The organism is Duganella sp. Root1480D1 (genome assembly GCF_001427305.1).
Taxonomy (GTDB): domain Bacteria; phylum Pseudomonadota; class Gammaproteobacteria; order Burkholderiales; family Burkholderiaceae_D; genus Rugamonas.
On the sequence record NZ_LMFZ01000007.1, the window covers coordinates 227,836 to 242,468 of the forward strand.

Genomic DNA, 14,633 nt, shown 5'->3' on the forward strand with positions numbered 1-14,633 from the left:
GCCGCCATCTTACCCGGCGGGAGTGCCTTTAAATCTGGCAGATTGTCACTTCCAGAAGAACAGTAAGCGTTTCCACCAACTCCGGCCGGCTGGCGGCGCGTCGTGCAGGTTGGGGACCACAGCAAAGTCGCTGACCAGGCTGACCACGCGGCCATCGGCGCTATAGCCGAAGTAAGAGGCGTAGGGCCCGCCCCCGCTGGCGGCGAAAACGATGGCGCTTTCCAGCCCGGCTTGCGGATCCATGAAACAGGCGCTACCCGATTCCACGCTGTAGCCGAAGATCTCTCCGTGCTTGAGCGTGCTGGCGTCTTGCGTGGCAAGCAGCGCCGGATACCAGTTGGCGACCGCCGCGTCGCCGAGCTGGGCCCGCGCATAGGCAATGCGCTCGTCACCGTTTTCGAAACGGGCAATGGCCAGCGTGACGGGATATTCACCATTCGGCACGCATTGCGTGAACGGCTGCGGCGCAGGTTCGGCCTGCGGGTCACCGGCGGCGATCTTGCCGGAGCTGACGCCCAGCCGCCCGGCTTGGGCCAGCGAGAATTGAATGGTGGTCTCTTCAAACGTAAAGCGCTCCGCGGCAAAGGCGGAGCGCAGTCCTTCGGGATTGGGCGCATAGCTCATGCGCCCATCATATTACTTTTGAAGGCGTGCCAGCAATTCCTTGCCCACCAGGGGAGCCGAAGCAGGATTCTGGCCGGTGATCAGTTCGCGGTCGGTCACCATATTGCCCTGCCAGTTGGCGGCCTTGGAGAACTGCAAGCCGGCCTGTTGCAGCGCGGTTTGCGGATAGAACTTCATTTCGCCGCCGCCCAGTTGGGCTTTCGACGCTTCTTCTTCATCATTGGTGAAGACGGTGACCTTGTAGCCGGAGTAGATCCACTTGGGCCGGGTTGGCGTCGCACCTTGCGCCAGCTTCATGGTGAAGCCTTTGGCATCGGGCATCGCCGACAGCAGCGCAATCGGGCCGTGGCACACCAGGGCGGTCGGCTTGCCGTCCTGGTGGAAGGCGGCCAGCACCTTGCCCAGTGCGGGGCTGGTCAGCAAGTCCTGCATTGGCGCGTGGCCGCCCGGCACGTAGACCGCGTCATATTTGCCGTAGCCCTGCTGCGCCACCCGCGCCAGGCTGATGACCGGAGAATTGGCGCTATCGGTCAGGCGCAGTTGCTCCAGCAGCTTTTGGTGCGCATCGAGCGCGGCCTGGTCGCCGCCGAAGAACATGGCGTTGACCGAGCCTTTATCCAGCGTCGGCGCCTTGCCGTTCGGGGTGGCGAAGGTGACGGTGTGGCCAGCGTCCAGCAGCATCTTCACCGGCTGCATCAGCTCATTCAGGTAGAAGCCGGTCTGGAAGGTCTTGCCGGCTTTCAGGTCCAGCGTGGCTTCGTCGGACAGGACGACCAGTACGTTGCCGGCGTTGGCGGAGGAGGCGGCGAAGGCGGCGGCAGCCAGGGCGATTGCGGTGAGTTTCTTGATCATGGTTTGCTCCAAAGAGAAAAGTTGATGGCGCTACTTTATTCAATCCTCCGGCGGCGATAAACTACCTCCATAGCAAACCATTTTTCCCTTAAAGGCAACAATGAGCCGAAAATACGACCACCTTGGCGATGTCGAAACCTTTGTCACCGTGGTCGATCGCGGCTCGCTGACGGCGGCCGCCGTGGTGCTCTCCACCACGCCATCGGTGATCAGTCGCGCGCTGGCCCGCCTGGAAGCACGGCTGGGCACCCAACTGCTGCGCCGGACCACGCGCAGCCTGGCCCTGACCGACGCCGGCCGTCTTTACCTGGAACAGACGCGTACTGCGCTTTGCCTGATCGACGACGCCGAGCGCGCGGTGCAAGCCGAAGGCGGCGAAGTGACTGGCCGCATCCGCATCAGCGCGCCTACCACCTTCGGCCATTACCGGCTGCCAGCCATGCTGCACGAGTTTTCCCAGCGCTACCCGGCGGTGAAGGTCGACCTGAACATCAGCAACCGTAACGTGGACCTGGTGGCGGACGATTTCGACTTCGCCATCCGCCAGGGCGCGCTGAAGGACAGCAGCCTGATCGCGCGCAAGCTGGAAGACGCCCAGCTGGTGCTGGTCGCCTCACCGGCCTACCTGCTGCGGCGCGGGCTGCCGCGCGACATGGAAGCGCTGGCGCAGCACGCTTGCCTGGTGTTCCAGCTGCCGCGCACCGGGCGCAGCTTCCCCTGGCAATTCATGCGTGATGGCGAAGAGGTGGACTGGACGCCGACACCGGCGATGGAAGTGACGGAAGACGCTTTGGGAACGGTATCCCTGGCGGAAGCTGGCCTGGGCATCTGCCAAACCTTCCGCTTCATCGCGCAGGAGCGCCTGCAGCGCGGCGTGCTGGTGGAAGTGCTGCCCGGATTGCAGGGCCGCAGCCGGCCCTTCTCGCTGATCTACACGCCGCAGCGCCGGATGACGGCTGCGGCGCGTGCCTTCACTACTTGCCTGCTCGGCCAGCCTTAAGCTCGCCCCGGAGCATACAATATGGCCATGTCATCCAAGCGCCCAACTTTTCCCGGCCCCCGCACTGCGCGCGGCGCCGTACTCGCAGTACTGCTTTCCAACGCCGACCAGACTGGATGCGAACCGCTGCGAGGACGGGTAACCCTTGCCGCAATCGTAAAGTCTCTCAAACGCAAATATCACTGGCCGATAGAAACGACCAGCTTCCCATCCAACGCCGCCGACGGCCGCGCGACATGGGCCACGGTTTATAGTCTGCCGAAGGAAGTCATCGCAGCAGCCCTGGACGCAAGAGGTCGCGACTGGCTGAGGAGCGCCGGTTACGGGCCGAACGAATCTTCAATCGGTAAATAGGAAACACGGGCTCGCACTGAGGTCGCAGAGCGATGGGCCAATCCGGCCACGCGCCTACTGCACGCCGCAGTGCCAGCTGACAGCTGCGGCGTGAGTGTTGATTACTTGCCTCCCCGGCCGGCCTTGATCAGGAAGTTCTGCATGGTGGATTCGGCCACCGATGCCCACTGGTTCTGGTCGTTGCGGAAGCGCTTCCACGGCTCATAGATCTTGGCGAACTTGGCGTTCTTCGACGCTTCCTCCGCCATCAGCTCAGTGGAAGCCTTGTAGGCCGCTTCCATGATGTCGTTGGAGTAGTTGCGCAGCTTGACGCCGCTCTTCATCAGGCGGCCCAGCGCGGTCGGGTTCTTGAAGTCGTATTCGGCCTGCATTACCACGTGCGCCTCGTAGGCAGCGGCTTCGATGGCGCCCTGGTATTCCTTCGGCAGCTTTTCCCACTCCTTGATGTTCACGTACAGCGAGAACGAAGCGCCCGGCTCCCACCAGCCCGGATAGTAGTAATACGGCGCGACTTTGTGGAAGCCCAGCTTCTCGTCGTCGTATGGGCCGACCCATTCCGCCGCATCGATGGTGCCTTTTTCCAGCGCAGGGTAGATGTCGCCGCCAGCCAGCTGCTGCGGCACTGCGCCGAGGCGCTCCATCACCTTGCCTGCCAGGCCGGCGATACGCATCTTGGTGCCCTTCAGGTCGGCGACGGATTTGACTTCCTTGCGGAACCAGCCGCCCATCTGGGTGCCCGAGTTACCTGCGATGAAGTTGATGATGCCGTAGTCCTTGAAGAAGCCGCGCAGCAGCTCCTTGCCGCCGCCCTGGTCGTACCAGGCTGTCTGCTGGCGCGAGGTCAGGCCGAATGGCACCGCGCAGTCGAAGGAAAACGTCGCGTCCTTGCCGTAGTAGTAGTACGAGGCGCTATGGCCGCATTCCACCGTACCGGCCTGCACCGCATCCAGCACCTGCAGGCCAGGCACCACTTCGCCTGCCGCAAACACGCGGATATTGAATTTGCCACCGGTCAGTTGCGACACACGCTTGGTGAACGTGTCGGCAGCGCCGTAGATGGTGTCGAGGGATTTGGGGAAGCTGGATGCCAGGCGCCAGGTGATGGCAGGCAGTTCGGCGGCGATAGCCGGTGCGGCGATAACTCCTGCGCCGGCACCTGCTGCGGCCTTCTTGATAAAGGAACGACGTTCCATACGTACTGTCTCCTTATGAGGGTTTTATCTCGGGACAGTGTATGGAAATATTTAGTTTCCGGCAACCACCATCTTCTCGATCAGGATGGAGCCTGTTTGCTTGGTGCCACGCACCAAAGTATCGGTGCCGATGCCGATGATGTCCTTGAACATGTCCTTCATATTGCCGGCAATGGTGATCTCTTCCACCGGATACTGGATCACGCCATTCTCCACCCAGTAACCGGAAGCGCCGCGGCTGTAATCGCCGGTGACATAGTTGGTGCCCTGGCCCATCAATTCGGTGACCAGCAGGCCGGTGCCCATCTTGCGCAGCATGCCCGCGAAGTCGTCGTCCTTTTTGGTCTGCGAAGACGTGATGGTCAGGTTGTGCGAACCGCCGGCATTGCCGGTGGTTTTCATGCCCAGCTTGCGCGCCGAATAGGTCGACAGGAAGTAGCCCTGCAGCACGCCGTTCCTGACCACGTCGCGCTTGTGGGTGCGCACGCCTTCTTCATCGAACGGGGCGGAACCGATGGCGCCCACCACGTGCGGGTCTTCCTTGATTTGGATGTGCGATGGGAAGATGTCCTTGCCCAGCGAGTCGACCAGGAAAGACGACTTGCGGTACAGCGCGCCGCCCGACGTGGCCTGGACGAAGGCGCCCAGCAGGCCGGCAGCCAGTGGCGCCTCGAACAGCACCGGGCAGGTGCGGGTCGCCAGCTTGCGCGCATTCAGGCGCGCCAGAGAACGTTCCGCGGCATAGCGGCCGACAGCTTCGGCGCTGGCCATTTTCTTTGGATCGCGCACCGAGGTGTACCAGTCGTCGCGCTGCATCCTGGCGCCCTTGCCGGCGATCGGGGTCACCGACAGCGTATGGCGCGAATATGGGTAGCCGCCGATGAAGCCGCGCGAATTGGCCGACACGAAGTGCGACTGCTGCACGTGCACGCCGGCGCCTTCGCTATTGGTCACGCGCGGGTCAACCGCAAAGGCCGCCCCTTCGGCGCGCTGCGCCAGGGCCACCGCCTCTTCCGTGGAAATCGCCCATGGATAGAACAGTTTCAGGTCTTGCGGGTTCTTTTCCAGCAGCTCTTCTTCCGCCAGGCCCGCGCAATCGTCTTCCGCCGTGAAGCGGGCGATGTTGTAGGCCGCTTCCACGGTCGCCTTCAGGGAAGCTTGCGAGAAATCGGAAGTGCTGGCATTGCCGCGTTTCTGGCCGATGAAGACCGTGACGCCGATGCCCTTGTCGCGGTTTTGCTCGATGGTTTCGATCTTGCTCTTGCGGACCGAGACCGAAAGACCGCTGCCTTCGCTGATTTCGACGGCAGCATCGCTACCGCCCTGCTCGCGCGCGTACTTCAAAACGTCGCGTGCCAGCTGTTTCAACTGGTCCTGGGAATAGGAGAAGGCGGATTCGCTCATGGGGTCTTTTTGGGGGGCTGGGCGTTAAAACAGTTATCATAGCAGCCGTTTACCGTTTTTACAGGTAGGGTGTGTAAGCCCCTGCCCCTCTATCATGCCTAATCCAAACCGTGGCTCCTGTGGCTTTCAGTCCAGCGAGTTCGAACAAGAATACGAACGCCCATCCAAAACCGAGATGAAACGCCAGTCCGACGCCCTGCAGGCACTGGGCAAGGAACTGGTGGAAGCACCGCGCGACCGCGTCAAGCGGGTGCCGATGCCGGAAGACGTGCGCGATGTCATTCTGGAATGCCAGAATATCAACAATCACGAAGGCCGCCGCCGCCAGATGCAATTCATCGGCAAGAAGATGCGCACCCTGTCGGAAGAGGAAGTGGCGGTCATCAAGCGCACCATCGAGGGCTGGAAAGGCGCCTCCAAGGCCGATACCGCCGCCCTGCACGCGCTGGAGCGCCGCCGCGACAAGCTGCTGGCCGACGACAAGGCCCTGACCGTACTGCTGGAAGAAGCGCCGCACCTGGACGTGCAGCACCTGCGCACCCTGATCCGCAACGCGCGCAAGGAGCAGGCCGAGAACAAGCCGCCGAAAGCCTACCGCGAAATCTTCCAGATCCTGAAGGACCTGGAAAAGTCGGCTGCTGCCGCTCCGTCGCCAGGCGAGGAGGTTGACGTCGACGCCCCCGAAGGCGAAGAAGATGAGTGACGAGACGCTCGTCGTCGGCCTGGTATCGATCTCCGACCGCGCCAGCGGCGGCGTGTACCAGGACCAGGGCATTCCGGCGCTGGAAGAGTGGCTGCGTAGTGCGCTGACCACCCCGCTGCGCTTCGAAACGCGCCTGATTCCCGATGAACGTGCACAGATCGAGTCCACCCTGGTGGAGCTGGTCGACAACGCGCGCTGCCACCTGGTGCTGACCACTGGCGGTACCGGCCCGGCGCGCCGCGACGTGACGCCGGAAGCTACTTTATCCATCGCCACCAAGGAAATGCCGGGCTTCGGCGAACAGATGCGCCAGGTCAGCCTGGCCTTCGTGCCGACCGCCATCCTGTCGCGCCAGGTCGCCGTGATCCGCGAAACCGCCGACCACGCTGCCTTGGTGATCAACCTGCCGGGACAGCCGAAAGCCATCAAGGAAACCCTGGAAGGCTTGAAGGACGCCGACGGCAAGCAGTTGGTCGGCGGCGTGTTCGCAGCCGTCCCCTACTGCATCGACCTGATCGGCGGCCCTTACGCCGAAACCAACGACGCCGTATGCAAGGCATTCCGCCCCAAATCCGCCATTCGCAAGAAGGACAACGCATGACCCACCTGCTCGAATCCATCGTCCGCGACACCGCCCCCAACCCGGAATATTCCGTGATCTGGATGCACGGCCTGGGCGACAGCGGCGCCGGCTGGGCTGGTGCCGTTCATGAGCTGGACTTGCGCGGCCTGCCGGGCATCCGCTTCATCTTCCCGCATGCCAACCACATGCCGGTGACGCTCAATGGCGGCTACGTCATGCGTTCCTGGTACGACATCATCAGCATCGAGCCTGGCGAGCGCCGCGAAGACGAAAAGGGCCTGCGCGAATCGCAGATCCTGGTCGACGCCCTGATCGAGCACGAAATCGCGCGCGGCGTGCCTGCCAGCCGCATCGTGCTGGGCGGCTTCTCTCAAGGCTGCGCCATGACGCTGCAGGCGGGCTTACGCTTTCCGCAAAAGCTGGCGGGCCTGATGTGCCTTTCAGGCTACCTGCCGTTGGCCGACAAGGTCGCTGCAGAGCGCCATGCCGCCAACCAGGACGCCCCGCTCTTGATGGTGCACGGCACGATGGACCCGGTCATCCCGATCGGCCGCGCCATCGCGTCGCGCGACCTGCTCAAGCAACTGGGCTACCAGGTCGAATGGCATGACTACCCGATGCCGCACGCGTCCTGCGCTGAAGAATTCGATCACATCTCGGCATGGCTGAAGAAAGTGCTCGCATAAAACGGTGCCCTGCGCGCGACCGCCGGCCTTTCTGCTCCGGGCTGGCGGTGTGCCTTGTCGCCACCGCCGCCGGCGCGACCGACGCCCCCTGGTGCGACCGCCTCGCCACACGCTTGCCGACCGTGTCGGCAGCGAGCTGCCGGCAAAGTGCCGTCCTGCCAAGCGGCGCCCGATCCACCAATGGCTTCCCCATCCTTGAGCGCGACATCGCGGCCAGCGTCGCCGGCGCGGCTGGAGCCAATCCGCCGCGCGTGCTGCTCCTGGGCGGCATCCACGGCGACGAACCCAGCGCTTCCGCCCTGGTCTTCCGCTGGCTGCAAACCATGGACACCCCGACCGCCCAGCGCCTGCACTGGAAAGTCGCGCCGCTGCTGAACCCTGATGGTCTGCTGGCCGCCAGACCGCAACGCGTGAACGCCCGCGGCGTAGACCTGAACCGCAATTTTCCCACGCCAGGCTGGCAGCGCGAGGCCCCGCGCTACTGGGCCAAAGTCACCCGCAGCGACCCACGCCGCTTCCCCGGCAAGAACCCGCTGTCGGAACCGGAGAGCCGCTGGGTGCACGACACCATCGAGCGCTTCCGCCCCGACCTGATCGTATCCGTGCACGCGCCGTTCGGCGTGCTGGATTTCGACGGCGAAACGGAGCCGCCGCGCAAATTCGGCCGTTTGAATTATCGGAAAGTGGGTGTGTATCCGGGCTCGCTGGGCAATTACAGCGGCCAGCACAAGCAAGTGCCGGTGATCACCATCGAACTGCCACACGCCCAGGCCATGCCGCCGGACGCCGAAGTGCAGCGCATCTGGCTCGACATGCTGGAGTGGATCAAGGTCAACGTCGGGCGCTGACCACGCGCAGCCAGGGCCAGCGTGCGCAATACGATGCTGCCTTTTGCTCGAACAGGTCGAGATACGGCGTCAACGGGTTGAAAGCCAGTACGCCTTCATACAGTATTTCGAGGCCGTTTGGCGCGTAGACCCCATCCGGGGAAATGCCGACGCATGTCGCCGGCATCAGGAAGCGGTCAATCCCGTCGCTTGCGCTGTGCAGCGCGGGATATGGATGTCCAAAGAACGATTCGTACCAGGTGTGGACGCGGGCCTGGTTTGCTACTTCAATCGGAACACCCAGGTCAGCGAACAATGCATCGACACGTGCCTGCACATCCTGCTCGCCTTTTTCGCTAAGGTCGGCATGATCGAAATAGAACAAGTCGTAGTCCTTGATATCCGCCTCGGGAGCGCGCCCGGCCTGAAGATTCCAGACCGTCTGGAACAGGCAGCCCGCCACCAGCCAGCTATCTGGAAGGTCAAGCGCAGCCCAGCGTTCGAGAATGGCGCGATTGTTACTGTTGGCCAGTACGTCGGCGCGAAAACGGTCGTGCACTCAGTCGCCTTCCCTGGCGCCGAGATTGCGGCTTAATTTATCGAGTCCTGCCGCCAGCCGCTCCACGTCGCCCGCGGTGATGGCACAAGCTTGCGCAATCTGCTCGCTCACTTTCAAGCCGTCGGCTCGCAGCTTGCGGCCTTTCTCGGTCAGCGTCAGCACGCGGTTGCGCTCATCGTTCGGATCGCGGTCGCGCACCAGGTAGCCTTCCGCCTCCAGCCGCTTGACCAGCGGCGTGATCGAACCGGGGTCCTGCTGCAAACGCTCGGCCAGCCCCTTGATGCCCAAGCCCTCCTCCTCCCACAACACCACCATCACCAGATACTGGGGATAGGTCAGGTTGAGCGGAGCCAGAATGGGTTTGTAAAGCTGCGTCATCTTCAGCGAAGTCGAATACAGCTTGAAGCAAAGATGCTGGTCCAGCGTGGGGGGCGTGCGTTTTTCCATGGCGCGTACTGTAGCACAGCCCCCCATTGGGACTATCGCTTGACCGCAGCCAGGATCACCTTGGCCACCGCTTCCGGTTGCGACGCCATCGGCACGTGGCTGGTCGGCAGCGTGGTGGTGGTCGCGTTGATCTTGGCGGCAAAGGATTTCTGCAGGCCCGGGTCGATCATGCGGTCCTTGGAAGCGACGATGTAGTAGCTAGGCTTGACCTTCCATGCCGCCACGTCCACCTTGTCGCCAAAGGCGCTGGCCTTGATCGGGCCCTGGGTTGCAGTCATCAGGCGATGCTCGGCGGGGCTCAGGTCTTGCGCGAAGTTGACCGCCATCGATTCGGCCGACAGGTAGAAGAAGCCGTTGTTGTCGGGTTTGAGGGATGCGATGCCAGGTGGCAGCGGGAAGTCTTTGCCCAGCTCACCAACCACTTCGCCTTCCGACGGTGCGAAGGCGGCCACATAGACCAGCGATTTCACCTTGTCGCTGGCGCCAGCCTGGGTGATCACGGCGCCGCCCCAGGAGTGGCCAACCAACACCACTTTGCCGCTCTGCGCATCGATCACGCGCTGGGCAAAGGCCACGTCGTCCGCCAGGGAGGTCAGCGGGTTCTGTACCGAAACCACTTTCACGCCTTGCTTCTGCAGGATCGGGATCACCTTGTTCCAGGCCGAGCCGTCGGCGAAAGCGCCGTGCACCAGCACGACAGTGGTGTCTTCTGCAGCGTGGGCAGGAACCAGGGCGGCACCGGCAACCAGGGAAGCGGCGAACAGGGCGGATTTGATGGACGATTTCATGGCAAAACTCCTTATGTGTAGTGTGTTAATGATTAGCGCGCTCAGCGCATGGATAGAAATATAGCGCACAATTCTTTAGCGTGCAAATTATTTTTACGGCATGGTCGTTCGCAAATTGTGGCTATTCCATCACTGATTTCGGGGGCCTGGTCAGGAAACGTTGTAAAACCTTATTCCACGTGTGATGATCGCGCATTATCTTTTTCACCACACAAACTTCATTATGGCAACATCGATCAACGGCATTGGCACCACGTTTTACGGCCAGTCGGATTTCGAATCCGATGGCTCTTTCATCACGACCAAATGGGTCATATTTGCTTACCTGCCTATCGTCCCGACGGGCAGCCTGCGGGTACGCTATGCGGAAGACCAGGGCTTCTTTTCAACGGGCACCAGTTACGAGGTGCTGATGGAGCTGCCGATTGAAATCCCCCAGGTGCTGAGGATCTGGGGATATGTCCTCAGTTTCGGCTTGCTGCTTTCCCTGCTGTCCAAAGGGCCGGACGCCATATGGAAATTCGTCATCTTTGGCGGCATGGCAGCGCTGCCATACACCTTGCGCCGGTATGCCAAGCGCAGGGCGGAAGCCGGTACGGTGGATCTGCCGCCACAACGCAAGACCGGTACTGCACCGGCGGTCAAAACGCGGCTCGAAGACCTGCCACGTGTGTCGACGTGCCCGAAGTGCAGGTACACGCGAAAACCCGACGATTACGCACCCGCCTGGCAATGCCCAAGCTGCAAGGTCGCCTACAACAAAGTGTCAAATTAACTTATCCAGCGTGACCGGCAGGTCGCGCACCCGTTTGCCGGTGGCGTGATAAACGGCATTCGCCACTGCGGCAGCCACGCCAACAATGCCGATCTCGCCGATGCCACGCGCGCCCAGTTCGTTGAAATGGGTGTCGTTACCCGGCAGCGCCACCACGTCGATCTCGCCGATGTCGGCATTCACCGGCACATGGTAGTCGGCCAGGTTGGCGTTGGCAGCCCGGCCGTAGCGCCAATCCATCTCGGTCTTCTCCATCAGCGCCATGCCCAGGCCCCACACGATGCCGCCGATGAACTGGCTGCGCGCGGTCTTGGCGTTCAGCACCGTGCCCACGTCGTAGCAGGCCACGACGCGGGGCACGCGCACCGTGCCAAGGTCGGGGTCGACCTGCACTTCCACGAACACGGCGCCGAAGGAATGCATGGAATACTGCCTCTTCTCCTCACCCGGCTTGGCTTCCGCATCACCGCTGACGGCCTGTCCGCCATTGCGGGCGATGACCGCCGCCATCGGTTCGCCGCGTTCCGGTGTGGCGCGCAGCCGCAGCCAGCCACCTGCTGCTTCCACCTCGGCGGCATTGAAGCCATGCAGCGGCGAGGCTTTGTCGGCTACTGCCAGCGTTACCAGCTTGTCGCGCGCTGCGATGCAGGCGCGATGCACGGCCGGGCCAACGCTGGCTGCCGTCATCGAGCCGCCCGACACCGGCGCCTCCGGCATTTCGGTATCGCCCAGCTCAAAGCGCACTTTTTCCAGCGGCAGTCCAAGTGCATCCGCCGCCACCTGGGTCATGATGGTATAGGTGCCGGTGCCGATATCCTGCGAGCCGCAGCGCACCAATGCCGTACCGTCCGGCGCGATGCTGGCCCAGGCTTTGGCCGGCATGCGGTTGGCCGGATAGGTGGCGGTGGCCATGCCCCAGCCGAGCAGGGTGCGGCCGGCTTTCATCGAACGCGGCGCTGATGTGCGCTTGGCCCAGCCGAAGCGTTCCGCAGCAACCTTGTAGCATTCGCGCAGTTGCTTGGCCGAGAAGGGAATGTTCTTTTCCGGGTCCTGCTCGGCGTAATTCTGCAGACGCAGAGCAACCGGGTCCATGTTCAGCGCATACGCCATTTCGTCGATGGCGCATTCGAGGGCGAAACTGCCGGTTGCCTCTCCCGGTGCGCGCATATAAGTCGGCACGCCGACATTCAACGTGGCCAGTTGCTGCGTGGTTTGCAGGCTGTCGCTGGCGTACATGATGCGGGTCGGAGAGCTGCATGGCTCGGTGAAGTCGTCTTGCACGGAAGTGTGCGAAATCGTGTCGTGCACCACCGCCAGCAGGCGTCCTTCAGCGCTGGCGCCAACGCGGAAGCGCTGCTCCGTCATCGGCCGGGCGCCGACTGGCGCGAACATCTGCGGCCGTTCGAGCGCCAGCTTGACGGGACGCCCTACCATGCGTGCTGCCATGGCGGCCAGTACCACGTGCGACCACATATTGCCCTTGCAGCCAAACCCGCCGCCGACATAGGGCGATACCACCCTCACCTTTTCCGGCGGAATGCCGAGCGCGCGGGCACAGTTTTTCTTCACGCCGGACACGTATTGCGTGGCGTCGTACAGCGTCAGGCGGTCACCATCCCAGGCAGCGATGGTGGCATGCGGCTCCATCGGGTTATGGTTCTCGACCGGCGTGGTGTATAAAACATCGATGCGCTGGGCCGCCTGCGACAGGCCGGCCTGCACATTGCCGCGCTGTGTCTGCATGGGCCGGTCCGGCTGCTCCTTCGGCTTGCGCAGCTTGCGCTTGGCGGCCTGGAAGTCCAGCAGCGCCGGCGCCAGCACGTAACGCACCTTGATGGCGCGTGCCGCATCCTGCGCCTGTTCCAGCGTCTCCGCTACCACCACTGCAATTGGCTGGCCGTTGTATTTGATTTCGTCGTCCTGCAACAGGTTCAATTTTGGCGGCGGCGGCTTCTGCTCTTCTCCGCCGGGCTTCTCGCGCGGCAGGCGCGGAGCGTTCTTGTGCGTCATGATTGCCAGCACGCCGCGCATGCCGCTGGCGCGTGCCGTGTCGATCACGCTGATGCTGCCCTTGGCAATGGTGCTGAGCACCAGCACGGCATGCGCCACTCGCGGCAGCGCGTGTTCGGCGGCGAAAGTGGCTGCGCCGGTCACCTTCAGGCGGCCGTCAGTGCGGGGAACTGCCTGTCCAATCTGTTTCATGCGCCCTCCGCTGCTATACGTAGCGCACGCACGATGGCGCGCTGTGCCAGGTCGACCTTGAAGCGGTTGCCTGCCAGCGGTTGCGCGCCTTCCAGCAAGCGCTGCGCGGCGGCGCGGCATTGCGCATCGTCGAGAGGGCGGCCTTGCAGCATGGCTTCCGCTTCCGGGCGGCGCCAGGGCTTGTGCGCTACGCCGCCGAGGGCGATGCGCGCCTGGCGCACGCTGCCGCCTTCCATCTCCAGCGCTGCCGCCACCGACACCAGCGCAAAGGCATAGCTGGCGCGGTCGCGCAGCTTGAGGTAGTGGCTGTGGCGCGCCATGCGCGACGGCGGCAGGTCGATCGCCACGATCAGTTCACCGGGCTGCAACACGGTGTCCTGCTGCGGCGTGTCACCCGGCAGGCGATGAAAGTCGCCCAACGCAACCTCGCGATTGCCTTGCGGACCGCGCAGCAGCACCACGGCGTCGAGCGCCGCCAACGCAACGCTCATGTCGGATGGGTTGACTGCCACGCACGCCGGGCTGGCGCCGAGAATGGCGTGCATGCGCTGGTAACCTTCGCGGGCATCGCAGCCGGAGCCAGGCTGGCGCTTATTGCAATGGCTAAAGGCCGTATCGGTGAAGTACGGGCAGCGGGTGCGCTGCATCAGGTTGCCGCCCATGGTTGCCATATTGCGCAACTGCGCCGAGGCGCCGGACAGCATGGCCTGCGCCAGCAATGGATAGCGCTCGCGCACCACGGCATGGCGCGCTGCATCGGCATTACGCACGCCGGCGCCAATGCGCAAGCCGCCGCCGGGCAGTTCTTCGATGCGGTCCAGGCCTGCATGCGTAATGTCGACCAGCCGCAGCGGATGTTCGACATCGCCCTTCATCAGGTCCAGCAGGTTGGTGCCGCCGCCGATGAAGCGCGCGCCGTCCTGCTGCGCCAGGCGCAAGGCGTCCACCGCATCACGGGCACGTTCGTAGTAAATGGATTGCATGGCGCGCTCGCTTAGCTGCGCCGCAGCGCCACTTCGCGGATGGCGGCGACAATATTGGGATAGGCGCCGCAGCGGCAGATATTGCCGCTCATGCGCTCGCGGATTTCGTCGTCGGTAAAGCCGGCGCCGTCGGCGCGCACTTCCTCCAGCAACCCCGTCGCCGAGCAAATCTGTCCCGGCGTGCAATAGCCGCACTGGAAGGCGTCGTGCTCCAGGAAGGCTTGCTGCAACGGTGACAGCCTGTCGCCCTGCGCCAGGCCTTCGATGGTAGTGATGCGCTGCCCCTCATGCATTACGGCCAGCGTCAGGCAGGCGTTGATGCGGCGGCCGTCCACCAGCACGGTGCAGGCGCCGCATTGCCCGCGGTCGCAGCCCTTCTTGGTGCCGGCCAGGCCAATATGCTCGCGCAGGGCATCGAGCAGGGTCACGCGCGGCTCCAGCGACAGGCTGTAGTCACGGCCGTTGATGTTCAGGTGGAGCGGCTGGGGTGGCGCGGCTGGAGTGGCCGGTACTGCGGGCGTCGGCGCGCTCGTGGCGGCTGGTACTTGCGTGGCGCCGACAACGGCCAGCGCGGATTGCAGGAAACTTCGGCGGTCGGGCATCGTTCGCTCCCCGGAAAAAGCAGCGCTATCGATGGTGCCGCGTCGTGCGCC

At 63.5% G+C, this 14,633-nt stretch carries 16 protein-coding genes; 6 read left to right on the top strand and 10 right to left on the bottom strand.

Going from position 1 to position 14,633, the window contains the following annotated elements:
• Nucleotides 1–45 precede the first annotated feature (45 nt).
• Both ASD58_RS09860 and ASD58_RS09865 read right to left on the bottom strand, forming a co-directional pair.
• Complete coding sequence (locus tag ASD58_RS09860; protein WP_057260932.1) at nt 46–624, bottom strand: DUF4241 domain-containing protein; 579 nt, start codon at nt 622–624, stop codon at nt 46–48.
• A gap of 12 nt (nt 625–636) precedes the next feature.
• Nucleotides 637–1,476: a type 1 glutamine amidotransferase domain-containing protein gene (locus tag ASD58_RS09865; protein ID WP_057260933.1), complete on the bottom strand. Its 840-nt coding sequence runs from the start codon at nt 1,474–1,476 to the stop codon at nt 637–639.
• 100 nt (nt 1,477–1,576) lie between these two features.
• On the opposite strand from ASD58_RS09865, the gene ASD58_RS09870 reads away from it, so the two are divergent.
• Nucleotides 1,577–2,476: a LysR family transcriptional regulator gene (locus tag ASD58_RS09870; protein WP_057260934.1), complete on the top strand. Its 900-nt coding sequence runs from the start codon at nt 1,577–1,579 to the stop codon at nt 2,474–2,476.
• 455 nt (nt 2,477–2,931) lie between these two features.
• Here the strand turns inward: ASD58_RS09870 and ASD58_RS09875 are convergent, their stop codons facing one another.
• Nucleotides 2,932–4,023, bottom strand: a complete 1,092-nt coding sequence (locus ASD58_RS09875; protein WP_057260935.1) for a TRAP transporter substrate-binding protein — start codon at nt 4,021–4,023, stop codon at nt 2,932–2,934.
• Nucleotides 4,024–4,074: 51 nt separating this feature from the next.
• Nucleotides 4,075–5,427, bottom strand: coding sequence for a metalloprotease PmbA (gene pmbA, locus ASD58_RS09880; RefSeq protein WP_057260936.1), 1,353 nt, complete (start codon nt 5,425–5,427; stop codon nt 4,075–4,077).
• Between the two features lie 94 nt (nt 5,428–5,521).
• On the opposite strand from pmbA, the gene yjgA reads away from it, so the two are divergent.
• From yjgA to ASD58_RS09900, 4 genes are read left to right on the top strand one after another with little or no spacing between them, the layout of a single operon-like run.
• The gene (gene yjgA / locus ASD58_RS09885) at nt 5,522–6,130 is read left to right on the top strand and encodes a ribosome biogenesis factor YjgA (RefSeq protein WP_057260937.1); all 609 of its coding nucleotides are present in this window, start codon (nt 5,522–5,524) and stop codon (nt 6,128–6,130) included.
• Nucleotides 6,123–6,731: a molybdopterin adenylyltransferase gene (mog, locus tag ASD58_RS09890; protein ID WP_057260938.1), complete on the top strand. Its 609-nt coding sequence runs from the start codon at nt 6,123–6,125 to the stop codon at nt 6,729–6,731. Before yjgA ends, mog begins: the two co-directional genes overlap by 8 nt.
• Complete coding sequence (locus ASD58_RS09895) at nt 6,728–7,399, top strand: alpha/beta hydrolase (RefSeq protein ID WP_057260939.1); 672 nt, start codon at nt 6,728–6,730, stop codon at nt 7,397–7,399. Before mog ends, ASD58_RS09895 begins: the two co-directional genes overlap by 4 nt.
• Nucleotides 7,375–8,247 (top strand): M14 family zinc carboxypeptidase, encoded by an 873-nt coding sequence (locus ASD58_RS09900; RefSeq protein WP_082565327.1) that lies wholly within the window; start codon nt 7,375–7,377, stop codon nt 8,245–8,247. The genes ASD58_RS09895 and ASD58_RS09900 overlap by 25 nt, the downstream gene beginning before the upstream one ends.
• Here the strand turns inward: ASD58_RS09900 and ASD58_RS09905 are convergent.
• From ASD58_RS09905 to ASD58_RS09915, 3 genes are read right to left on the bottom strand one after another with little or no spacing between them, the layout of a single operon-like run.
• Complete coding sequence (locus ASD58_RS09905) at nt 8,231–8,785, bottom strand: nucleotidyltransferase family protein (protein WP_057260940.1); 555 nt, start codon at nt 8,783–8,785, stop codon at nt 8,231–8,233. The genes ASD58_RS09900 and ASD58_RS09905 overlap by 17 nt on opposite strands.
• A complete protein-coding gene (locus ASD58_RS09910; RefSeq protein ID WP_057260941.1) occupies nt 8,786–9,232 on the bottom strand; it encodes a MarR family winged helix-turn-helix transcriptional regulator in 447 nt (148 codons plus the stop codon).
• 32 nt (nt 9,233–9,264) lie between these two features.
• Entirely contained in the window at nt 9,265–10,020 is a 756-nt protein-coding gene (locus tag ASD58_RS09915) for an alpha/beta fold hydrolase (RefSeq protein WP_200951595.1), read from the bottom strand.
• A 184-nt stretch (nt 10,021–10,204) separates the two neighbouring features.
• On the opposite strand from ASD58_RS09915, the gene ASD58_RS31825 reads away from it, so the two are divergent.
• Nucleotides 10,205–10,795 carry a hypothetical protein gene (locus ASD58_RS31825; RefSeq protein ID WP_057260942.1) on the top strand — a complete coding sequence of 197 codons (591 nt, stop codon included), beginning with the start codon at nt 10,205–10,207 and terminating at the stop codon, nt 10,793–10,795.
• On the opposite strand, the gene ASD58_RS09925 is transcribed toward ASD58_RS31825, so the two are convergent.
• From ASD58_RS09925 to ASD58_RS09935, 3 genes are read right to left on the bottom strand one after another with little or no spacing between them, the layout of a single operon-like run.
• Nucleotides 10,787–12,997: a xanthine dehydrogenase family protein molybdopterin-binding subunit gene (locus ASD58_RS09925; RefSeq protein WP_057260943.1), complete on the bottom strand. Its 2,211-nt coding sequence runs from the start codon at nt 12,995–12,997 to the stop codon at nt 10,787–10,789. The two genes, ASD58_RS31825 and ASD58_RS09925, sit on opposite strands and share 9 nt — an antisense overlap.
• The gene (locus ASD58_RS09930; RefSeq protein WP_057260944.1) at nt 12,994–13,980 is read right to left on the bottom strand and encodes a xanthine dehydrogenase family protein subunit M; all 987 of its coding nucleotides are present in this window, start codon (nt 13,978–13,980) and stop codon (nt 12,994–12,996) included. The genes ASD58_RS09925 and ASD58_RS09930 overlap by 4 nt, the downstream gene beginning before the upstream one ends.
• 11 nt (nt 13,981–13,991) lie before the next feature.
• A complete protein-coding gene (locus ASD58_RS09935) occupies nt 13,992–14,582 on the bottom strand; it encodes a (2Fe-2S)-binding protein (protein WP_082565328.1) in 591 nt (196 codons plus the stop codon).
• Nucleotides 14,583–14,633: the final 51 nt, after the last annotated feature.